Origin of the sequence: Rhizobium sp. RAF36 (assembly GCF_052114105.1) — a bacterium.
Classification (GTDB): Bacteria; Pseudomonadota; Alphaproteobacteria; order Rhizobiales; family Rhizobiaceae; genus Rhizobium.
Map to the genome: position 1 here is coordinate 423,765 of NZ_JBFREC010000005.1, position 19,494 is coordinate 443,258.

Genomic DNA, 19,494 nt, shown 5'->3' on the forward strand with positions numbered 1-19,494 from the left:
ATCTCTACTTGCTCTTCACACGCGGCGCGCGTGGCACCGGACGGGGTTTCGGCGCGTCGGTGAGCCGCTCGTAGCGGACCCCGGTGAACAGCAATATCTGAGCCTCGACGGGCTCCTGGTCCTTGCGGCGCGGCTGTTGCGAGCGCCGGTCAGCCAATGCGACTATGGTGGCCATTCTCGTCTCCATGCACTGCCCGAGACGGATGAAGCTAAGCGGATTTCACCCTGCCCGCCTGCGCGGGCCAGCGCGTCCTTCAATACCGTTGCCGGCATCTCCGGGCATTCGCGCCTTTCTCACGGCACCTTTGCGGATATCCGTGATGTGGAATCTTGACGGCCGAACCTTCGAACCGCGCTGTTCCTGTCCGAATTGAGACATAGGATAGTTAACAGTTTCCTAATATTTCAGCACTGCGAAGCCTTGTTGTAAGGCCGTTCAATAAACGCGGCGAGCTGGCTTTTAGTTTCACATGGCAATAAGTCAGATTTAATTAGGAAAGACGCATAAATTCAGGACCTTACGAAAAGCGCGCCGATCACCTTTACGTCATAAGGATGTGTTGCCGATTTACGTCATGAAAATATTAATTGCAGTCGCCCTGAATGGGCGTATGGTCCGTCCATCGGTCAAAGGTTTAACGGCGATGACCGCTTGAGAGACAATATACGCTCTTGCCGCAGGACACGGAGGGCAATTCATGTCTTTATTCGTGAATGCGACATTCTCTCCCGAAGATCTGGACGTGCTGCGCGGCGCACTCGACGCGTGGTGCTCGGAGAAGCGTCTCGACATCAAAAGTCCCGAAGCACATTTTGCCGCTTCGGCAGCGCTCGACCTCTATCAGTCGGGTCATGATAACGGCGAAAAGCTGTTGATGGCCTTGCGCTCCCACAAGGGACTTTAACGTTCCAAAACACTTCCGGAGCAATCCGGACAACGCTCGGCGCCTCGTATCAGCGGGGCGCTTTTCGTTTGTCGGCTACCTATACCGGCGCACGCGCTACGTGTATTATTGTGTGGCATTTGATTAAAATCTTCAGCAAGCATTAACCCTGCCGATGTAGGATTTATTCATATTCGTATGGGTCCGGTCTCCGTCCAACCGGCGCATTCGATCCCTCAGTATCGGCGTTTCCGGGGTATTCTTGTGCGTGACCGGTTTAGAGACCTAGAAGGGCCGATGGCCATTCGAAAGAAGGACGTGGTATTGATGGCGACTGTCAGCAGCTTCGAGGGATTGGCGCATCCGACGCGATCCGAGCTGCGCCAGTTTGCAGAACTCTTCACGCCCCTCTTCCAGGCCTCCTCCGAGGAGGCGCGCCGCCAGGCCGTTGCCGCCCTGTCGCAATGCATCGTAATCCCGCAGGCAGTTGCCCTGTTCATCGGCAATCAGCCGATATCGGTCGCAGCCCCCTTTCTCACCGCCTCGCAGGCGATCAGCGACGATACGCTGATCATGATCGCCCGCACGCAGGGCACCGCCCATATCCGCGCCATCGTCAGCCGTGACAATCTTTCGCCGAAGGTGATCGATGCGCTGGTGGCGCTGCGCCAGGCGACCGCCCGCCCCGCACCCGCCGAATTGCCGGCCGCAGAGACAGCCGCTCCGATCGCTGCCGCTGTTCCTGTTATCGAAGAGCCTGCTGTCGATCCCGATTTTGCCGAGCGCCTCGCCAACGAAGAGGCGATGCGCCAGAAGATCCGCGGGCTTGCCAGCCATCTCGGCCGCAAGGATGACGACCGGCTCGGTCTCAGGACGATTTCCGATATCCAGGAAGCGCTGCTCGTGCGCTTCGCCCGCTCCCGCGAGGCCAGCCATTTTGCCAGCACGCTTGCCGATGCGCTGTCTGCCAGCCGCTGGCTTGCCGAGCGCATCATGCTCGACCTCTCCGGCCAGCAGCTGGCAACGACGCTTATGAGCCTGGGCATGGGCTTTCTCGATGCCGTCTTCGTGCTGGAAAAGCTTTATCCGCATCTGGCCGAGCCGCAGCACAGCGTCACCCGCGCCTGGATGGTGCTGGATGCGCTCGATGCGGAGGAATGCCACGAACGGGTCGAGGCGTGGCGCCGTGCCGACAGCTACACCTACATGCCGGAACGCGACGGCCAGGCGGAGCCGGCGGTTGCGGAGCGCAAAGTGCCGCCTGCCCGCGAGCTGAAGACGGTCGGCCGCCGCTAGAACGGGCTTTTCTTCTTCTCTGCTGCCAGCGTCAGCAGCGCTGCCGCATCGCCGGTCTCGAGCTCAACGATCCAGAGATCCGGATCGAACTTGCGTTCGCGCTCCAGCAGCTCCCTGACCATCTCCGGCTCCTGCCGCTCCATGCGGATCTCGAACAGCCGGTCACCGTTGTCTTCCTCATCGAAAAAGCTTTGCGGCGCCGGGCCGAAAAGCGTTTCCAGCCCATCGCGGAAATGCTGGCGGATGAAGATCGCACCGGCTTCCTCGGCGCCCTTCTTCTCCACGGCGGCGAAATCCCCCATGGCGAAGACGCGGCGCAGCAGCGCGGAAACGAAAATGTCGGTGCGAAGTCTCATGGACGTTCTATAGGCGGATGGCGGCGGCGGCGCCAGAGCTGCTCCGCCGGCTCTAGGCCCTTGCCAGGGAAACCCGCGGCCTTTCGGTCACGGCCAGGAGATCCGCCTTGATCTTTTCGGCATCGGCAATATCGACATGGTAGAGATTGGCGAGCCAGATGCCATCGGCGGCAAAGCGGGCGATGCGCAGATGCATGTCGCCATCGGTGGCGCTGTGGCGCTCGGCGCGGGCATTGGCCCAATCAGCCACCAGGGTGCGCAGATGGGGGTCGGTCAGCGCCGAAATGGTCAGCGGCGCCCAGTGGCCGCCATTCGTCCGCTCGTTCTTGTCGAAGACCGAGTTGATATAGGCGCGGGTGAAGGAGCCGTAGGGTTCGGGGTCGCTGGCGATACGTGCCTCGATATCCTCGTCGATCGCCTGCAACAGCTCGTCGAAGACGGCCTCGATCAGGTCCTTCTTGCTTGGAAAGTGGTGAATGCAGCCGCCCTTGGTGACGCCGGCGGCCTCGGAAACGGCCTGCATCGTCACCGAGGCGAGGCCTTCCTCGACGGCAAGCTTGCGCGCTTCATCGAGCAGATTGCGCCTGACGAGCTCAGGCTGCTTGCGGCGTCTGTACGGGCTTTCCATGCTGTCCCCGGCGAGGAGACAATCATGCGTTGCTCCCTTGTTTTCCCTGCGGCAAGCTTAGCATCTGGCCTTTGGCGTGCAACGATTTTCGATGCTGCGATTTTCCCGCAGCCTGTCAACAGCCTGTAACATAATCGCGACATTGAAGTCGCTGTACCCGCCGCAGCTCTTCATGTATCAGTGCCGCAGGGATGAAAATATCACGTGCGCGCAGGGGAAATGTGAGCTCGAACACCGACGAAAAGCAGAAGCGGCCTCGCGGGCGGCCGAAGAGCATCGATCTAGACCAGCGGCAGGCCGACATAATAGAGGCAGGCACGGACGTCTTTATCGAGCTCGGCTATGCCAATACAACCGTCGATATCATCGCGGCGAAATGCGGCATCTCCAAGCGGACATTCTACGATTTCTACGAAGCCAAAGGCGATCTTCTTTCCGCTGCCATCAAGGCGAAGATAGGCTCTGTTTTCTACTTCCCCGAAGCCACGGACGGGATCGCTCTCGACGAGCTTTTCGGCCGTGTGTTCTTCGTCGATGAAAACGAAGCGCCGAGCCCGGCGAACATGCGCCAGTATTTCCTGATCGAAGTCGCCTGGGAAGCCACCGAATACGTGCCGCAGCTGCGGCTCGATTTCGACATGGCCCGGGCCGAGCTTGCCAGCTGGCTGCGCCAGTTGACGGACAAGGGACTGATCATTGCCATCGACGCGGATGCGGCGGCGACGATGCTGATCGGCATCGTCTTCGGCAGCCTCAGCATCGATCGCGGCGGCGCCGATCCCGATGTCCGCGCCAAGCGCACCAAGGCCTATCTGCGCTCCAGCCTGAAGATCTTCGCCAACGGACTTCGACCTTAACGGCAGCACTCAGGCGCGTCACTTCAGTCAATACCCATCACATAAAAACGAGAAGAGCCCGGTGGGAACCCGGGCTCTCCTTTCGAAACCGATTTGGAGGTCAATCTTAATCGGCTTATAGCGTGTGATTAGAAGTCGCGCTGCAGGCGGAAGAAGCCTTCAACCCAATCAGCCGAACCACCTGCATTGCCGTAGTTTTCGTTGACGTAAGTCGCAGAAACGCGGGTCGAGAGGTTGTCGACGATCTTGTAGTCCATGGTTGCACCAGCGCGCCACATGTGGCCGGTATCCCAGTTGCCGTCAACATCCGGAACGATGTTGGAGGTGTACTGGACTTCCGGAGTGATGGTCAGCTTGTCGGTTGCCTTGATCTGGTATTCAGCAACGAAGGTCCATTCACCCGTCTGGTCGTAGTTGTTGGTGAAGGTTTCGGAGTTCAGACCAGAAGACCAGACGACAGCGCCTTCGAGGGTGCCGGGGCCGATGTCAGCCGACATACGGGCGGTGACTGCGCCTTCTTCTTCACGCTGGCTGTAACCACCGTAAACCTGCCAAGTGAACGCACCGAACTTGCCGCCAACCGAGGCGTCGATGCCGAGGCTGTTGTTGTCAAGCTGCGAAACCGTCGGAGCCAGACCAAAATCGGCATAGGCGTCGCGGCCGGAAATGCCACCGAGTTCTTCAAGAGCAACACCAGCGTAGAAGTCGCCAGCGTCGTAGGTGTAACGAACAGCATTGAAGTTGGTGTTGTTCGACATCTTGTCGGATTCACCGGTGAAGTCGTTGTCCCACCAGCTTGCGAACTTACCAGCGCGGAAGCCGCCGAGCTCCAGGTAGGCTTCGTCGATGATGGTGCTGTTGCCTTCACTGCCGAGCGTCGTGGCCGCACCGCCGGTGAGGCCACCAGCCGGGATCGTTGCGCCGTTGGCGTTGGCCTGGAGGGCGATACGGCCCGTCAGCGTGCCGTATTCGGTGTCGCTCTTGGTGTCGAACGAGAGTTCAGCGCGGGTGTGATCACCCCAATCCTGGCCGCCGTTGTTGTCGTATGCGTCGCCGAAGCCGAAGCCGGCGTCGAAACGGACATAACCAGCGATCTTGAGGCAGGTTTCCGTGCCCGGGATGTAGAAGTAGCCGGTGCCGTAGGCGTCGCAAACCTTGACGTATTCTACTGCTTCCGGTTCGGCGGCGACGATAGCGTCGGCAGCCTGTGCACCGGATACTACTGCGAGTGCAGCAGCGGAGCCGAGAAGGAGGCTCTTGATGTTCATTTTCTGTCTCCGTTCCAGAGGCCAACCCCAAGGTTGGCTCTTGCTTAGCGCGATGGATGCGGTCCCCTGAAATTTCAGTCCGCCATGCGTTTCCGAACGTTTGCTTCGGTCACGGGCTGGATATGAACAGGAGGCCCCGGAGTCGTCAATTATTTAATAAACGTATTCGTACCAAAATTATCCCGGAAGTTTTTCTCGTGGCATTTTTACCACATTTTGGCGGTCCGGGGCGGTTCTGCTGTGCATAACCAGGCTGGCACGTTAAGAAATAATTAATAAAAGCAAGGCGCTAGAGCAGAGGCTCCGATGAAGGAAATCGGGCCGGAGAATGGCGATCCCGTGGCGGAGCAACGCTCAACCGGCCGCGCCTGCGGCGGCCGGTTTGGAAGATCATCAGGCGTCGTGACGGCGGCAGCCACGGACGAAAAGCTGGATGCAGCTCTTCAGATAGCCTGTGAGAGAGGCCCTGTCGGGCAAGCCCTCACCCGCGCTCATGCGCGAGGCAAAGCCGCCGAACATCATCGAGACGAGCATGGTCGCGGCATGATCGGCGTCATCGACCTGCAGCACCTGGCGCACGTCCTGGAAGGACAGCCAGTCGGCAAGATTGGACATCGTCATCTGCGCATCATTGCCCTGCTGACCGCCGCCGAGGCGCGGACCGGACGGATAGAGCGCGGCGATGCAAGTCGTGATTCGCCGTTCGGTCTCCGCCGAATCATTGAGATCGAGATGGAAGATCGACATCAGCACGTCTTCCGGCGAACGCGGCTCGTCGAGCGGACGCGGCAGCGCGAGCAGCTGCTTGGGAGAGGCGACGCGCGATGTGCTCCACTGCAGGCCGTCTTTCGCGTATTTCTTCGTTCTGGAGTTGAGCGAACGGGTGATCGCCGCAAAACGGGAAATTTCCGAATAGGTGATCTCGAAATTGAGATCGTTTACGCCGCGATGGAGACGGAAGGACTGGCCGCCGCCGAGATGGAACTCGGATGCGCCGGTTTTGGACGTGACGGGATACACCGCCGCGAAATGATCGTGGAGGGCTTTGTAAAGCCGCGGATTTTCGAGATCATTGATAGAGGCGGTGGAGCGATACATGGCGCGGTCGGAGCCGTCCAGTTCGCCCATCCCGCCATAGGAAGGTTCGCGCAACATTTGTTTGATCCTGGCGGGGGAAGGCGCCGTCCCGTTCAAGGAGGGCGCGGGGATGCCCGCGGCGTGGCGACGAGAGAAAGATACCATCCGACTGGTATCTTTCAGATGCGAGAAAGTGACAATTTAATCACAGTCCGTTGCTCCTGACTGGCCCCCCGGTCGCACTTGATGAATAGCACCAAGCGAGCCGAGTATTTATATCATATTTTTGTGAGAATTATAAATTCGTTGCTAATACAGCGACCTATGAAACAATAGGCGTGAGCTAGACTTCTACCTGTTTTCCTATGTTTACAGCGACTTAAATCGCCTTTCGCCCTCACCCGCCAGTAGTTTTGCGCGCATAGTCTGCGACAATCTGTCATTATTTGCGGAACGCATACGTACCAGTCCGCGCGCCCAGCGTCCCGAAAAGCGTGTTTGAACGCCTTTAATGCAATCAAAAGAGGAATTTCGACTCGACGCTAAATCGCGCCGATTTCCTTCAGCTTCTTCAGCACCGCCGCGTTGGGCTCGCCATCTTCCGGCAGGTTGTAGTGCTTTTGGAAGTGGCGGATGGCAGCGCGGGTTTGTTCGCCGGCCACACCGTCGACGCCGACATTGGCATAGGCCATGTTGGCCAGACCCTTCTGGATCTTCAAGACCAGATCGACGCTGGAGAGTTCGCCAGGCGTCACCTGCTTGGGGGCCGCGGTCGCCGTCTTAACCTGTTTCTCGGCGCTGCGGATAGCCGCCGCCACCGGGTCCTCGGCGGATGCGGCGGAACTGACATCCGCGCGCGGCTTCTCTGTGGGCACCGTGGAAGGGCCTGCCGAATCGGTCTGCAGTGCCGCCAGAACCTCCGGCGTCGCCTCGCCGTTCTGCGGCATGCCGACGGTCTCTTCGAAGAACAGGATGGCAGCGCTGGTGCGCGGGCCGATGACGCCGTCCGCAGTGCCATTGTAGAGGCCGCGGCGGATCAGCTGCTGCTGGATATCCATGACCAGCTGTACCGGCTGCTGGCCACCGGTTGCGGCCGGCGGCAGCGCATTGGTGGTCGCACCCTCATCGCCCGGCCGCTCGATCTTGAAAGTCGTGACGTCGTTTGGATGCGGCTCCTCGACCGAGGGGCGGCCGATGGAAAATGGCGAGGAGAGATCACGGGTGCGGAAGAACGGATGCGGATGCGTGCCCGGCTGATACCAGAGGGCATTGGCCGCAACGAAGGAGAAGATGACGACGAAGGCGGCGGTTCCGCCGGCGATCGATGGATTGCGCGCAACGACGCCGCCGAGCATCGATGCGCCCGTCATGCCGACGCCGCCCAAGGCGGCTGCCCCCGTCAGAAGCAGGCCCGGCTGCTGCCGGCCCCTCTTCCCCTTAGGCGATTTTCGCTTGCGCGCGGCCATCGAACAGCCCCTCTTCCAATCCGGCAACGGATGCCGCAGTCGTCTTCAGGCGTGGCGGAAATTCGACGGCCGCATCCCGCGCCGCATCCGCGGCCGGTGCGCCGGAACCATCCGCCGCGATCGATATGGTGATGATCGTGCCCTCGCCCGGCGCACTGGCAATGGCGAAGTGGCCGCCATGCAGCGCCACGAGCCCCTTGACCAGCGACAGGCCGAGGCCGGTGCCTTCATATTGACGGGTATAATCGTTCTGGATCTGCACGAAGGGCTGGCCGAGCGTCGCCAGCCGGTCGGCGGGAATGCCGATGCCGGTATCGCTGACGCTGAGCTGCAGCACGCCTGCGCGCACCGAGGCGTCTACGGTGACAGCCCCGCCCTGTTCAGTGAACTTCACGGCGTTGCCGACGAGATTGATCAGGATCTGCTGGACGGCGCGCTGGTCGGCCACGACCTCGTCGAGATCGCGCTGAATGCGGCTGGTCAGCGACACACCCTTGGTCTTTGCCTGCAGCGTCAGCATCGCCTCGCACGACTTGATCGAAGCGCCGATATCGAAGGGCTCGAGCATCAGCTCGTAGCGCCCGGCTTCGATCTTGCTCATATCGAGCATGGTGTTGACCACCGACAGAAGGTGGGCCCCGGAATCGCGCACCAAGCCGACATACTCGCGCTGGCGATCGTTTTCGAACTTGCCGAAATATTCGCCGAGCAGAATGTCGGAGAAGCCGAGAATGGCGTTCAGCGGGGTGCGCAGCTCGTGGCTGACGGCAGCCAGGAAGCGCGACTTGGCATCGTTAGCCGATTCGGCATCGGCGGCACGGCTCTGCGCATCGATGCGCAGCTGCTGCTCGACCGAGACGTCGCGAAGCTGGGAGACGACGGCGGCAAGCGCGCCTTCGCCGTCGCGCCGCGCGGTCATATCCATCCGGAGATAGGCGAACTGGCGCAGATCGCGCGAGACGCCCGGGCGGTCCAGCCTCAGGTCGACGCTGACGGCATCATCGCCCTGGCGCAGCTGATCGAGCGCCTGCAGGAACAGGATGCGGTCGGAGACATGCACCTGCTCGATGAAGCCGCGGCCCTTGGGCTCGCGCATCCAGGCAAGATACTCGCTTATATCGCGGCCACCGGCCGAGGTGACGTTGCCCTGCGGATCGAGGAACAGGATCAGGCCCGCACTGTTTTGCAGGAAGAAGTCTTCGGCTGTCTCCGGAATGACAGCGCTTGCCACCTGCGTTTGGCGCGACAGCGCGATGCTGCCGACAGCCGAAAACAGGAAGGCGGCGCAGACCGTCGCCACACCTGCGGGCAGTGCCACGGCGGGGCTGGTTACAAAGGAGAGGCCGGCCGGGGCTGCAATCAGCGCGCCCGACGACAGGAAGACGAGGCGGCGGAGAATGGCAAGCTCGCGTTCGGCAACGGCCTCGCCGCTCCCCGTGCGGGAAAGCCAGCTTGCCGCTGCCCGGTCCACGAGGGCTGCCGCCCGGTTGCCGATGTCACTCAATACTCGCACGCAATACCCGCCCGAAAAGGCTCTTTAACAGACCCGGACAATAGGCCCTGGGCGCTTAAAGAAAGGATAAGGCAAAACCCGCCTCCACAGCCAGAAAGCGGCAAAAGTCCCGTTTTGAGCCATTGCGGCGGGCCTTTGGTTTTCGTGGTTAACAGGGGGTAAGCGATGGAATTCGCTGGCATTTCAGCTTTGTGTTAACTTTTGCGGCGAGGCCATCGTTGAGAATCCCTGCAATTACAGGCGGTAGGCCGTGCCATGCTTAATGCCGATGGCTACAATTTGACTGAAATACGGTACGTCGGCCTTTATTTAAAATTCGAATTAAATTTGCCGCAAATGCCGCGGAGTTTCGAAAAGTGGCATTCGCACTTCCGCGCTAGGGTGAAAGCACACCGGAAACGGACCCTGATTCGGCAACAAGACCGGACGGGAAAACAGGATGGGCAACGACAATGAGACTACTGATCAAAGGAAGCTTCTGGTTCGGACTTGTGCTGGTGCTGCTGCCGCTTTTCAGCTCGGAAAGCTCGACGCGCCTCGCCAACGACCCCCAGGTTCAATTTTCCGACGCCTTCACCGCCGTCAGCGGCGCCTATGACTATATAACGGGCATGTGCGGCGAGAAGCCGGAAGTCTGCAGCAAGGGCGGCGAAACGCTGACCGCGCTCGGCTACAGAGCCCGCGAAGGCGCCCGTGTCGCCTACCAGCTGATCGACAGCCAGCTTTCCGGCGACGAGAAGGACAAGCCGTCCGCCAAGATCGCCGAAGCAGCAGGCGCCGTCGCCGCACCGCTCGCCAACCTCACCCCGGTTGCAGCGCTCGCTCCTTCCGCAAAGGAAGAGAAGACCGCCGCACTGAACCAGCCGATGCCTTACCGCCCGCCGGTCGATGATGCGAGCGCCTCCGACACCGTCGTCACCGGAACCGTTCCGTCCGTCATCCCGACGCCGAAACCGCGCCCGGTCTCCTGAAATTCCGCGGGAGACCTCCCGCCCCAAAGCTTGCACCGGCCTTCCCCCTCAGGGAATTCCCGCCGTGCCTGACGTGCCTGCCCTGTTTATTTCAGCAGTTTGCTGTACGCCGTGAGGATGCCCATCCTTCACGGCGTTTTCTTTTTTAACGGTTCAAAAAGAGCTGCACTTCCCCTATATGCAGGGCATCACTGAAAGGCCCCGCTCCCATGGCATCGCTTGACGACATCATCGACGACTTCTCCTTGCTCGACGACTGGGAAGACCGCTACCGCTATGTGATCGAGCTCGGCAAGGCGCTGCCCGATCTTGCGGACGAGAAGAAGACATCCGCCAACAAGGTGATGGGCTGCGCCAGCCAGGTGTGGCTGGTGACGCATACCGATGGCAACCCCGACAATCCGGTGATGACCTTCGAGGGCGATTCCGACGCCCATATCGTCCGCGGCCTCGTCGCCATCGTGCTTGCCACCTATTCCGGCAAGACCGCCTCCGAGATCGCAGCACTCGATGCCTTTGAGACTTTCGCCAAGATCGGCCTCGTCGAAAACCTTTCGGCGCAGCGCTCCAACGGGCTGCGCTCGATGGTCAACCGCATTCGCGAAGAGGCACGGGTTCGCGCGGCGGCCTGAGGGAAACGCGGCCGCCGGTTAGCGGAAGGCCGACATGATCAAACGATCAAAAATACGGTCCGGCAGCCAGCGGCGCAGGAACAGCAGCGGCTTGGCCAGCATGCCGCCGGCATAGCGTGTGCGGGGCCGGGCTGCGCCGACCGCCTTGCTGAGCAGCTCGGTGATCACCGATGGCGGGGGCGCCTTGCGCATTCTCGACTGACCGCGAACGAAGGCCTGGACGAGCTTTCCATAGGGGCCGGACCCTGAGATGCGCGATGCCTCGCCGGTGGCGATATCACTCCATTCGGTTTCGATGCCGCCCGGCTGGATAACGATGACGTCGATGCCGAAGCCGCGCACCTCGTTGCGCAGCACGTCGGACCAGCCTTCGAGCGCGAATTTCGATGCGTGATACCAGCCGCCGAGCGGGGTGGTGAGCTTGCCGCCGATCGAAGAAATATTGACGATGCGGCCGAACTTGCGGGCGCGCATATGTGGCAGGCAGAGCTGGGTCAGCCGGGCGAGCCCGAAGAGGTTGACCTCCATCTGCCGGCGGGCGAGATCGATCGGCACATCCTCGATGGCGCCATACTGGCCGTAGCCGGCGCAATTGACGAGCACATCGATGCGACCCTGCCCGCCAATGATCTGCTCGACACCTGATAGCATCGACGCGTCATCGGTGACGTCCATGGCAATCGCCAGACCGCCCCTGGCGACGATATCCTGCATGCGCTCCAGGCGGCGCGCCGCCGCATAGACCACATAGCCTTCCGCCAGCAGGCGCATGGCGAAATCCTTTCCCATGCCGGATGAGGCCCCGGTGACGAGGGCGACGGGCTTTTGCGATGCGGGCATTCTGAACCTCGGACTTATCGGTTGAAACGAAACTGCTTCCTTCGTAATCTATCGGGAAACCCCACAGTCAAGCGGTTTAAAAAATGCTCATCGGCGAACTCGCCCGCATCTCCGGCATGTCGAAGGACGGGATCCGGCACTATGAAGAGATCGGCCTGATCCGCTCGACCGAGCGGCGGGCGGGAAGCCGCGTCTACCGGGACTATGATGCGAGTGCCATCAAGAGGATCGAGCACGTTCGCCAGGCGCAGCAACTTGGCCTTTCGCTGAAGGAAATCGGGCCGATCCTCGACACTTACGGGGAGCGCGAAGTCACCGCCGCGGAGACCGTGAGTTTTCTCGAAGAACGCCTCGATATCGTCAGGGGCAAGCTCGCCGAGCTTCGGAAGATAGAGGATTTCATTCTGCAGAAGCTCGATCGGTACCGCACGTCAGAGACAAAATCGTAGCGCTCGCTGCGCTTCTTCAGCCGTCGATCAATTGGCGCAGATGCGTCCCGCGCTCCCTGAGCCTTCCGGCATCGCGGGCGGGCGGAGCGCCGAACTGGCGGGCATATTCGCGGCTGAACTGGGTGGCGCTTTCATAGCCCACCGAGAAGGCCACGCGTACCGTATCGCCGGGGTCGGCCAGCAGGCGGCGGCGGGCCTCGTGGAGCCGCAGCTTCTTCTGATACTGGATCGGGCTCATCGCCGTCACATCCTTGAAGTGCTTGTGGAACACCGACGGGCTCATGCCGGCGATGCAGGCAAGCGTTTCGATGGTGATGGGCTGATCGAAATTGTCGCGGATATGGCTGATGGCACGGCGGATCTGGCCGAGACGGCTGTCGCTGCGGGCCAGTTGTCGCAGCATCGGCCCATGCGGGCCGAGCAGCACGCGGTAGATGATCTCGCGCTCCAGCATCGGCGCCATGATCGTGATATCCGAGGGCGTGTCGAGCAGCTTGATCAGCCGCAGCCAGGCATCGGCAAGATCGGGCGTGACAGGACTGATGCCGAAACCGGGACCATCGGCCATCGGCGGCAGGCCCGGCATGTCCATGATGATTTCGGCGACAACAGGGATATCGAGCGTCAGGGCGACGGCGAGATAGGGTGTATCGGGGCGCGCCTCGACGATCTGGCAGGCGCCGGGAACCTCGATGCTGGCGACGAAATAACTCGCACGGTCGTAATGCAGCCGCCTGTCGCCGATCAGCGCACATTTCGCGCCCTGCAGGACGAGGCAGAGCATCGGCTCATAGATGCCGGGTGTCATCCCCGTCAGCGCCGCATCCTTGGTGATCGTCACCCGCGGGACAGCGGTTTGCGTGCGCTGTCCCTGCGCGTGTCTCAGCGCCCGATCGCGCAATTCATCCATCGCTTCCATCATGGACATATGGTGGCATGGCCGCCGAACGCAAGACAAGAGAGCGGCGCGTTGCGGGCAGCAGGTCAGGAGGATTAGGCAAGAAGCCGGGATTTTGCGGCTCACGCTGCGATCGCGATCGGCACGATGTCTAAGGCTCCACAAACGGAGTGAGACATGACCAAGATCAAGACTGCAGTTGTTACCGGCGCCAACAAGGGCATCGGCTTCGAAATCGCGCGGCGGCTGGCATCGGAAGGCTATCGCGTCTGGCTGGGTGCCCGCGACCAGAGCCGTGGCGAAGCGGCCGCCGCCAGGCTGAAAGCTGAAGGGTTCGACGCGCACTGGCTCGAGCTCGACGTCACCGATGATAGCAGCGTGGCGGCCGCCGCAAAGGCGCTTGCCGGACAGACGGGCACGCTCGATGCCCTCGTCAACAATGCCGGGATCGCCGACGGTTTCGGCATCTCGCCGCTCGAGGAGCCGATCGGCATCACCAAGAACGTCTACGAGGTGAACGTCTTCGGGCCGATCCGTGTGACACAGGCCTTCCTGCCGCTGCTGAAGGCGTCGGGTGCGGGACGGATCGTGATGATGAGCAGCGAACTCGGCTCGATCCAGTCGCTGCTCGACCCCGACAACGAGTTCTACGCGGTCAACGCGCTCGGCTACAACAGCTCGAAATCGGCACTCAACGCCGCCACCGTCTCGCTCGCCAAGGCCGCCGAACCCTTCAGCATCAAGATCAACGCCGCCGACCCCGGCTATACGGCGACCGAGATGAACGGCAATAGCGGCTACCGGACGGTGGAAGAAGCAGCCGAAGTGGCGGTGAAGCTGGCGACGCTCGGCGAGGACGGCCCGACAGCGGGCTACTTCAACCACAATGGCGTGCTGCCCTGGTGATCCCGCGGGCGCTGTGACGCCCTCACAAGCTGGAGAGCGGCCCCGGGCAACCTGGGCCGCGACCAGCCATTAAGAAAATTTTAGCAAATTCGAAAATAAAAAACTTTTCGATTATCTTTGGTGATACGGTGGCTCCGTTAGAATAATATTTTTAATAGGAGCAAATGATGAAATCCCTTTTTCCTGAAATGTCCAGCCGGCAGATCGCCATCTTCATGATCGAAACATCAGTCCTGCTCGCGGGACTGGCAGTTGTTCTGATTGTTACTGTGCCGATGATGTGAACGCGATGGCCGATAGCGGCTACGTTCAAGGCAACGGTTAGGCGGGCTACCTGACAGGAGCAGCCCGCCCCTTACGCACTCATCGCCCGCTCACCCGCGAACCCCTGCGTCACCTCAACCACCCTCACCGCACTCCGCGTCCGGTTTCTACCCGCGCTCTTGGCTTCATAGAGCAGCTTGTCGGCCCGTTCATAGAGGGCCGCGAAATCCTCTTCTGCAAGAAGATCGGCGATGCCCATGCTGGCGGTGACCGGCCGTTCGAGGCCGGCGACAGTGTGGGCAACGATGGCGGGGATGGCCTGGCGGCGGAGTTCGGCCTGAGTCCCGGCGTCCTCGCCGCGCAAGAGGAGCACGAATTCCTCGCCGCCGAGGCGGTAGGCGCGGACGCTAGGTCCGGGCTGGAGTGCGTTCGCGACGGCCTTCAGCACCTCGTCTCCGGTGCTGTGGCCGTTGACGTCGTTGATCGCCTTGAAATGATCGAGGTCGATGATCGCGAGCGTCGTGAAGCCCTCGGCGCGAAGTTGCTCGAAACGCAGTTCGATCGCCCTTCGGTTCAGCAAGCCCGTCAGGGCGTCAGTTTCGGAGAGACGTTCCAGCAGTTCGGCTTCGTTGCGGGCGCGGTCGCGCTCGCGCTTCATGGTGACGAAGCGCTCGGCCACGCCAAGCGTGGTGAAGACGACCTCACAGACGCAGCCGGCATAGAAGAGCAGTGTCGCGTCGGTGCTCGGCAGCCAGGGAACGATGCCGGTCACCAGACGGATCAGGCCGACCACGACCATCGGCAGGTAACCGATCGCCTGGTAGCGCGCAGCGCGGCTGCCGCGGCGCCAGGCATCGATCATCGACAGCATGAAGAGAGCAAGCACGGGGGCAAAAGCCGCCGTGTAGGCGCTCGACTGGATGGGGCGGGCGACGAAGGGGAAGACCGCGTGAAAGACGCTGAGGACAATCGCCCAGGCGGCGCACCAGGGCAGCGCGCGGCGCAGCCACGGATGCATCCGGCCGGGCTCGACGAAGCTGTGGGTGAACATTGCGCCGGATGCGACCGTCATGCCGAAGATCACCGTCGTCATCCAGCTCAGCGTCATCGCCGGCGGATCAAACAGCAGGACCGACAGGCCGGATGTGACGAGAATGGTCGCCAGCAGCGAGAACGTCAGCGCCGTGTGCCAGAGAACGAAAGTTTCGCGCAGCGCCCGGTAGAAGGCGGCATTGAAGATCAGCGGCATGACGAGCATGCCGGCAAGCCCGGCGAGGATCAGCGCGAAGCGCATATCACTGACGCCACCGGCGCCATCCACCGGGGCGAGATAGGCGCGCTCCAGCGTCATCTTGTGGCTCGGCAGGTCGATGACGGCGACGACCTGCCTGGTCTCGCCGGTCAGCTCCGGCAGGGGCGCCTTGAAATAGCCGCCGGCCATCGAGCTCTGCAGGGCGGCGGCGGGAATGGTGTTTTCCCTGATCGCGCCATCACTGCTGATAGCAAGCAGATGCACAACCTCAAGCGCGCTGCGCCTGGAGAGAAAATAGCGGGGCAGCGTCTCGCCGGGGGCAATGTCGAAGCGCAGCAGCACACGCTCGGCATCGAGGGAGTATTCCTTGGCGCCGCAGGACCAGCGTGCCTCATTCCTGACAATGGCGGCCAAGTCTTCTGAAAGCGTGGCGTAGGCCTGGCAGGAACTGCGAATCCCCAGGGACTCCGCTTCGCCGGCCGATGCGGCGCCAGCAGGCAGCAGCATTACCAGGAGCAGAGCGGCCACCGAAAATATGTTTCGAAGTCCACTCGAGATCATGACGTTCCGATACGGCAAAAAGCTTTTGATGCCGTTAATCGCGCATGGCCAGTCCCGGTTATCAGCCCGAGCCTATAGCGGCAAATGGCCTCGCCGGGATCGCAGAACAATGTCACAATCCTGTTCGATTTGATGTTTAGAGGCGCAGGAAATCGGCACACAGGATCGTCGGATGGCAGAAGAAAAGCCCCTGGATTTCGCAGGCGGGATCGTGGATTTCGATGCCGGACATGGCGAGGCCGCCACCGTCGAGATGAAGGACTACAGCGACAGCCTGGCGCAGGCCAAGGCGAAGTCCGTGCGCCTGGTCGACGCGATCACCGGTGCTACGCTGAAGAAGAAGGATGCCATTCACTTCGACGACCTGCGCCCGTCGCTCGCCGATTTCATGCGGCAGAAGCATCCGGGGCTGCGCTCGGATGACTATATCAACCGCAAGGTCGTGGACGACTATCGCGGCCAGTATATCGCCGAGCTGTTGCGCGACGAGCGCGGCGAACTTTCCAACCTCGAGGACGAGGTGGTGGAGAGCCTGCGCAGCCACGATACGCTGGCCGAAAACATCGAAGAAGACTATGAGGAGCGCCGCTCGATCGGCGATCGCGTCGCCGATGTCGTTGCCACCTTCGGCGGCAGCTGGACCTTCATCATCTCCTTCTGCTTCTTCCTCGCCGTCTGGATGGGCATCAACTTCCTGATGGGCGAGCAGCGGGCCTTCGACGCCTATCCCTTCATTCTCCTCAACCTCATCCTCTCGACCATCGCTGCACTGCAGGCACCGATCATCATGATGAGCCAGCGCCGCCAGGAATCGAAGGACCGGTTGCGGGCGCTCAACGACTACAAGGTCAACCTCAAGGCGGAGCTCGAAATCCGCCACCTGCACGAAAAGGTCGATCACCTCCTGAACCGGCAATGGGAGCGGCTGACCGAGATCCAGCAGATCCAGATCGAGATGATGCTGGAACAGGCCAAGGCCGCCAACCGGGCGCTGAAGATGAGCAGGGTGCAGAAGACAAAGACCAACGCGCTGAAGAACCTGTTCAGCGCATCGCCGAAGGCGGATGAGACGGACGGCTGACAACAAATACCCGGTCAGCTCTCGCAGGCCCCCATTTAGAAAAATGCAATGCGGCTGTGCCAGATTGGGCAGACGAAAGACTGACAGGCAGATGACAGGCGCCCTCCCCGCGCGTCATCTGAGAGGTGACAGGGTGTTTACGCAGCAGCAATTGACGTCGATCCTGTCTTCCCTTCCGGATCCGGCCTTCATTCTCACCCGCAGCGGCCGCTATGCGGCGATCTTCGGCGGCAAGGATCTCCGGCATTATCACGATGGCAGCGGCCTTGTCGGGCTCACCATGTATGACGTGCTGAAAGAGGAAAAGGCCCGCTGGTTTGCCGCCGAGATCGAGCGAGCGCTCGAAAGCGGCGCGCTGCATATCGTCGAATACGAACTCAGCGGCGCCGATGTGAAGGGTGCGGGCGATGGCCCCGGCCATTCGATCTGGTTCGAAGGCCGCGTCCAGGCGCTGCCCTTTCAGGTGGAGGGCGAGGATGCCGTCGTCTGGGTGGCGAGCAATATCACCGGCAAGAACGAGGTGCAGCAGCAGCTGCGCCAGCTCAGCGAAACCGACGCGCTGACGGGGCTCTACAACCGGCGCAAGCTGATCGAAACGCTGGATCAGCGGCTGACGGTCTTCGAGCGCGAGAAATCGCAGACCTCAGTGCTGGTCTTCGACCTCGACAATTTCAAGAGGCTCAACGACGAGATGGGCCACCACGCCGGCGACACGGCGCTGATCGAGATCGCCCGCCTCTGCCGCCAGCATCTGCGCCAGGACGACATGATCGCCCGCTTCGGCGGCGACGAATTCGTGGTGGTGATGCCGGGCACCCGCCAGACCGACGCGCTGGAGATCGCCGAGCGGCTGCGCGAACGCGTTCCCGCCATTCTCCGGGAGAGCCTGCGCTACGAATCGACGATCAGCGGCGGCGTGGCCGAATTCGGCCTGCCGGACCGGTCGTCCAGCGATATCCTGAAGCGTGCCGATGAGGGGTTGTATCTGTCGAAGCGCTCGGGGCGGAACAGGGTTTCGGCGCTCTAGGCGAAACAGGCACCGCACTTGAAGCGAACGGCCACGTCGGTCGCACCGGCGAAACCTGCGGAGATGACAAACGTCGCGGCGGTCATGAACCTGGGAAAGTCCCCATCATGATCAGCACTCCTATCTCTGATTGCCTGATAAGCCCAGCCGGAGCAACGTCACCGGCTCACAGGCTGCAGCCCGGATACTTGTAAAGGTCAGCTTGAGACAGGTCTGCCGGGCAGTTCTTGGCGGCAGTCGCCTTCTGGCCGCAGGAGGAAGCCTTGAGCTGCGAGATGGATGCATACCGTCCCTGAGAGACGCGCACCTTGACGCACTGCTTTCGGGCAGCATTCCACCAGGTGTTGTTGCCCCCGACATCCACATATCCGCGGGCCTGCATCTCGCTTTCGGCGCCGGGAGCCCGCGCACCGACGAGATCGGCTATGTCCGACGGCGAGCTGGCAGAAGCATCCAATGGGATCAAAGCCAAAATGCAGGCTACGAGTTGCAAACGCACGAACGCCCCTCCCGATCTGATTGCCGGAATAAATTAGCATGCAGGAATATGACTGGCGAGAGAAATTGCGCCGCCCCGCTTTCCCGACAGCCCAGCCGCGGGCAATCCGCAGGCGGCGCTCGCTGGGGGAACGCGGCAACAATTTCCGCATTGACCGGGCTTTCCGGCTGGCCCATGTCTTTAACCTGGAATACCCCGGCCCACTGGAGACAAAGCATGTTCACCCACATCATGATCGGCAGCAACGACCTGGAGCGGTCCCGGCGCTTCTACGACGCCACCTTCGCCGCATTGGGCGGCAAGCCCGGCGAGATGGATGCGCGGGGACGGCTGATCTATGCCCATGAGGGCGGCCGGCTGATGATCACCACGCCGATCGACGGCAAGCCCGCGACGGCGGCGAACGGCGGGACGATCGGCATCGGTGCTGCGAGCCGGGAGCATGTTCTGGCGTGGCATGCCGCCGGTAGCACGCATGGCGGCACGGCGATCGAAACCCCGCCCTCGGAGCGCCCAAACGGGGCGTTTGTCGCGTATCTGCGGGATCCGGATGGGAACAAGCTGACGGCGCGGACGCTGGCGGTGAGGTGACGGTTGGCGTGGGCGAAACCGGCTGCTTTGCGCCGATATCGTTGAAAAACTCGCCGCATTAGCTGCTCATCCGCCCATTTTGATTTTCCGGGCGGAGTACCAACGCGTTTCTGCCCCGCGCCTCGGCGCAGGGTCTCAATTCATGCCGCTCTCATGCGGCAATGACGCCATATGACGT

21 protein-coding genes are annotated in these 19,494 nt (G+C 61.5%); 10 read left to right on the forward strand and 11 right to left on the reverse strand.

The window, feature by feature from the left end; all coding sequences use genetic code 11:
- Positions 1-4 precede the first annotated feature (4 nt).
- Positions 5-175: a hypothetical protein gene (locus tag AB4Z25_RS20170; protein ID WP_310297669.1), complete on the reverse strand. Its 171-nt coding sequence runs from the start codon at positions 173-175 to the stop codon at positions 5-7.
- A gap of 523 nt (positions 176-698) precedes the next feature.
- Here AB4Z25_RS20170 and AB4Z25_RS20175 point away from each other — a divergent pair.
- Both AB4Z25_RS20175 and AB4Z25_RS20180 read left to right on the forward strand, forming a co-directional pair.
- Positions 699-905 (forward strand): hypothetical protein, encoded by a 207-nt coding sequence (locus tag AB4Z25_RS20175; RefSeq protein WP_112390911.1) that lies wholly within the window; start codon positions 699-701, stop codon positions 903-905.
- Positions 906-1,148: 243 nt separating this feature from the next.
- Positions 1,149-2,180, forward strand: coding sequence for a DUF2336 domain-containing protein (locus tag AB4Z25_RS20180; protein ID WP_442208848.1), 1,032 nt, complete (start codon positions 1,149-1,151; stop codon positions 2,178-2,180).
- Here the strand turns inward: AB4Z25_RS20180 and AB4Z25_RS20185 are convergent.
- Both AB4Z25_RS20185 and AB4Z25_RS20190 read right to left on the reverse strand, forming a co-directional pair.
- Entirely contained in the window at positions 2,177-2,536 is a 360-nt protein-coding gene (locus AB4Z25_RS20185) for a DUF1491 family protein (protein ID WP_112540526.1), read from the reverse strand. The two genes, AB4Z25_RS20180 and AB4Z25_RS20185, sit on opposite strands and share 4 nt — an antisense overlap.
- A gap of 52 nt (positions 2,537-2,588) precedes the next feature.
- The gene (locus tag AB4Z25_RS20190) at positions 2,589-3,164 is read right to left on the reverse strand and encodes a TetR/AcrR family transcriptional regulator (RefSeq protein WP_112540525.1); all 576 of its coding nucleotides are present in this window, start codon (positions 3,162-3,164) and stop codon (positions 2,589-2,591) included.
- A gap of 221 nt (positions 3,165-3,385) precedes the next feature.
- On the opposite strand from AB4Z25_RS20190, the gene AB4Z25_RS20195 reads away from it, so the two are divergent.
- Positions 3,386-4,021 carry a TetR/AcrR family transcriptional regulator gene (locus AB4Z25_RS20195; protein ID WP_162698831.1) on the forward strand — a complete coding sequence of 212 codons (636 nt, stop codon included), beginning with the start codon at positions 3,386-3,388 and terminating at the stop codon, positions 4,019-4,021.
- A 128-nt stretch (positions 4,022-4,149) separates the two neighbouring features.
- Here AB4Z25_RS20195 and AB4Z25_RS20200 read toward each other — a convergent pair whose 3' ends face one another.
- The 4 genes from AB4Z25_RS20200 to AB4Z25_RS20215 all read right to left on the reverse strand — a co-directional run bounded on the left by AB4Z25_RS20200 (position 4,150) and on the right by AB4Z25_RS20215 (position 9,345).
- Positions 4,150-5,289, reverse strand: a complete 1,140-nt coding sequence (locus AB4Z25_RS20200) for a porin (protein WP_112540523.1) — start codon at positions 5,287-5,289, stop codon at positions 4,150-4,152.
- A 393-nt stretch (positions 5,290-5,682) separates the two neighbouring features.
- Positions 5,683-6,444 (reverse strand): hypothetical protein, encoded by a 762-nt coding sequence (locus AB4Z25_RS20205; RefSeq protein ID WP_112540522.1) that lies wholly within the window; start codon positions 6,442-6,444, stop codon positions 5,683-5,685.
- Positions 6,445-6,908: 464 nt separating this feature from the next.
- On the reverse strand, positions 6,909-7,832 hold the full coding sequence (locus AB4Z25_RS20210; protein ID WP_112540521.1) for a peptidoglycan-binding domain-containing protein: 924 nt from the start codon (positions 7,830-7,832) through the stop codon (positions 6,909-6,911).
- A complete protein-coding gene (locus AB4Z25_RS20215; protein WP_112540520.1) occupies positions 7,804-9,345 on the reverse strand; it encodes a sensor histidine kinase in 1,542 nt (513 codons plus the stop codon). Before AB4Z25_RS20215 ends, AB4Z25_RS20210 begins: the two co-directional genes overlap by 29 nt.
- Positions 9,346-9,797: 452 nt before the next feature.
- Here AB4Z25_RS20215 and AB4Z25_RS20220 point away from each other — a divergent pair, with 452 nt between their 5' ends.
- Positions 9,798-10,316: a DUF5330 domain-containing protein gene (locus AB4Z25_RS20220; protein ID WP_112540519.1), complete on the forward strand. Its 519-nt coding sequence runs from the start codon at positions 9,798-9,800 to the stop codon at positions 10,314-10,316.
- 209 nt (positions 10,317-10,525) lie between these two features.
- Entirely contained in the window at positions 10,526-10,948 is a 423-nt protein-coding gene (locus AB4Z25_RS20225; protein WP_112540518.1) for a SufE family protein, read from the forward strand.
- Between the two features lie 18 nt (positions 10,949-10,966).
- Here AB4Z25_RS20225 and AB4Z25_RS20230 read toward each other — a convergent pair whose 3' ends face one another.
- Positions 10,967-11,788, reverse strand: a complete 822-nt coding sequence (locus AB4Z25_RS20230; RefSeq protein ID WP_112540517.1) for an oxidoreductase — start codon at positions 11,786-11,788, stop codon at positions 10,967-10,969.
- Positions 11,789-11,871: 83 nt separating this feature from the next.
- On the opposite strand from AB4Z25_RS20230, the gene AB4Z25_RS20235 reads away from it, so the two are divergent.
- Positions 11,872-12,237, forward strand: a complete 366-nt coding sequence (locus AB4Z25_RS20235; RefSeq protein WP_112540516.1) for a MerR family transcriptional regulator — start codon at positions 11,872-11,874, stop codon at positions 12,235-12,237.
- A gap of 16 nt (positions 12,238-12,253) precedes the next feature.
- Here AB4Z25_RS20235 and AB4Z25_RS20240 read toward each other — a convergent pair whose 3' ends face one another.
- Positions 12,254-13,147 carry an AraC family transcriptional regulator N-terminal domain-containing protein gene (locus AB4Z25_RS20240; RefSeq protein WP_442208849.1) on the reverse strand — a complete coding sequence of 298 codons (894 nt, stop codon included), beginning with the start codon at positions 13,145-13,147 and terminating at the stop codon, positions 12,254-12,256.
- 165 nt (positions 13,148-13,312) lie between these two features.
- Between AB4Z25_RS20240 and AB4Z25_RS20245 the strand changes: the two genes are divergently transcribed.
- Positions 13,313-14,041: an SDR family oxidoreductase gene (locus AB4Z25_RS20245; RefSeq protein ID WP_112540515.1), complete on the forward strand. Its 729-nt coding sequence runs from the start codon at positions 13,313-13,315 to the stop codon at positions 14,039-14,041.
- Positions 14,042-14,396: 355 nt separating this feature from the next.
- Here the strand turns inward: AB4Z25_RS20245 and AB4Z25_RS20250 are convergent, their stop codons facing one another.
- The gene (locus AB4Z25_RS20250) at positions 14,397-16,085 is read right to left on the reverse strand and encodes a sensor domain-containing diguanylate cyclase (protein WP_442208850.1); all 1,689 of its coding nucleotides are present in this window, start codon (positions 16,083-16,085) and stop codon (positions 14,397-14,399) included.
- A 205-nt stretch (positions 16,086-16,290) separates the two neighbouring features.
- On the opposite strand from AB4Z25_RS20250, the gene AB4Z25_RS20255 reads away from it, so the two are divergent.
- Positions 16,291-17,199: a DUF1003 domain-containing protein gene (locus AB4Z25_RS20255; protein ID WP_112390924.1), complete on the forward strand. Its 909-nt coding sequence runs from the start codon at positions 16,291-16,293 to the stop codon at positions 17,197-17,199.
- 91 nt (positions 17,200-17,290) lie between these two features.
- A complete protein-coding gene (locus tag AB4Z25_RS20260) occupies positions 17,291-18,226 on the forward strand; it encodes a sensor domain-containing diguanylate cyclase (RefSeq protein WP_112540513.1) in 936 nt (311 codons plus the stop codon).
- A 166-nt stretch (positions 18,227-18,392) separates the two neighbouring features.
- Here the strand turns inward: AB4Z25_RS20260 and AB4Z25_RS20265 are convergent, their stop codons facing one another.
- Entirely contained in the window at positions 18,393-18,725 is a 333-nt protein-coding gene (locus AB4Z25_RS20265) for a hypothetical protein (RefSeq protein WP_162698830.1), read from the reverse strand.
- Between the two features lie 216 nt (positions 18,726-18,941).
- On the opposite strand from AB4Z25_RS20265, the gene AB4Z25_RS20270 reads away from it, so the two are divergent.
- Positions 18,942-19,316 (forward strand): VOC family protein, encoded by a 375-nt coding sequence (locus AB4Z25_RS20270; RefSeq protein WP_112540511.1) that lies wholly within the window; start codon positions 18,942-18,944, stop codon positions 19,314-19,316.
- Positions 19,317-19,494: the final 178 nt, after the last annotated feature.

What these genes read in the sequence shown, in the direction of transcription:
- AB4Z25_RS20210 (WP_112540521.1), bottom strand. Translation starts at nt 7,832, where the DNA reads ATGGCCGCGCGCAAGCGAAAATCGCCTAAGGGGAAGAGGGGCCGGCAG.
- AB4Z25_RS20240 (WP_442208849.1), bottom strand. Translation starts at nt 13,147, where the DNA reads ATGGATGAATTGCGCGATCGGGCGCTGAGACACGCGCAGGGACAGCGC.
- AB4Z25_RS20230 (WP_112540517.1), bottom strand. Translation starts at nt 11,788, where the DNA reads ATGCCCGCATCGCAAAAGCCCGTCGCCCTCGTCACCGGGGCCTCATCC.
- AB4Z25_RS20170 (WP_310297669.1), bottom strand. Translation starts at nt 175, where the DNA reads ATGGCCACCATAGTCGCATTGGCTGACCGGCGCTCGCAACAGCCGCGC.
- AB4Z25_RS20200 (WP_112540523.1), bottom strand. Translation starts at nt 5,289, where the DNA reads ATGAACATCAAGAGCCTCCTTCTCGGCTCCGCTGCTGCACTCGCAGTA.
- AB4Z25_RS20270 (WP_112540511.1), top strand. Translation starts at nt 18,942, where the DNA reads ATGTTCACCCACATCATGATCGGCAGCAACGACCTGGAGCGGTCCCGG.
- AB4Z25_RS20220 (WP_112540519.1), top strand. Translation starts at nt 9,798, where the DNA reads ATGAGACTACTGATCAAAGGAAGCTTCTGGTTCGGACTTGTGCTGGTG.
- AB4Z25_RS20260 (WP_112540513.1), top strand. Translation starts at nt 17,291, where the DNA reads ATGACAGGCGCCCTCCCCGCGCGTCATCTGAGAGGTGACAGGGTGTTT.
- AB4Z25_RS20175 (WP_112390911.1), top strand. Translation starts at nt 699, where the DNA reads ATGTCTTTATTCGTGAATGCGACATTCTCTCCCGAAGATCTGGACGTG.
- AB4Z25_RS20185 (WP_112540526.1), bottom strand. Translation starts at nt 2,536, where the DNA reads ATGAGACTTCGCACCGACATTTTCGTTTCCGCGCTGCTGCGCCGCGTC.
- AB4Z25_RS20225 (WP_112540518.1), top strand. Translation starts at nt 10,526, where the DNA reads ATGGCATCGCTTGACGACATCATCGACGACTTCTCCTTGCTCGACGAC.
- AB4Z25_RS20255 (WP_112390924.1), top strand. Translation starts at nt 16,291, where the DNA reads ATGGCAGAAGAAAAGCCCCTGGATTTCGCAGGCGGGATCGTGGATTTC.
- AB4Z25_RS20235 (WP_112540516.1), top strand. Translation starts at nt 11,872, where the DNA reads ATGCTCATCGGCGAACTCGCCCGCATCTCCGGCATGTCGAAGGACGGG.
- AB4Z25_RS20205 (WP_112540522.1), bottom strand. Translation starts at nt 6,444, where the DNA reads ATGTTGCGCGAACCTTCCTATGGCGGGATGGGCGAACTGGACGGCTCC.
- AB4Z25_RS20245 (WP_112540515.1), top strand. Translation starts at nt 13,313, where the DNA reads ATGACCAAGATCAAGACTGCAGTTGTTACCGGCGCCAACAAGGGCATC.
- AB4Z25_RS20190 (WP_112540525.1), bottom strand. Translation starts at nt 3,164, where the DNA reads ATGGAAAGCCCGTACAGACGCCGCAAGCAGCCTGAGCTCGTCAGGCGC.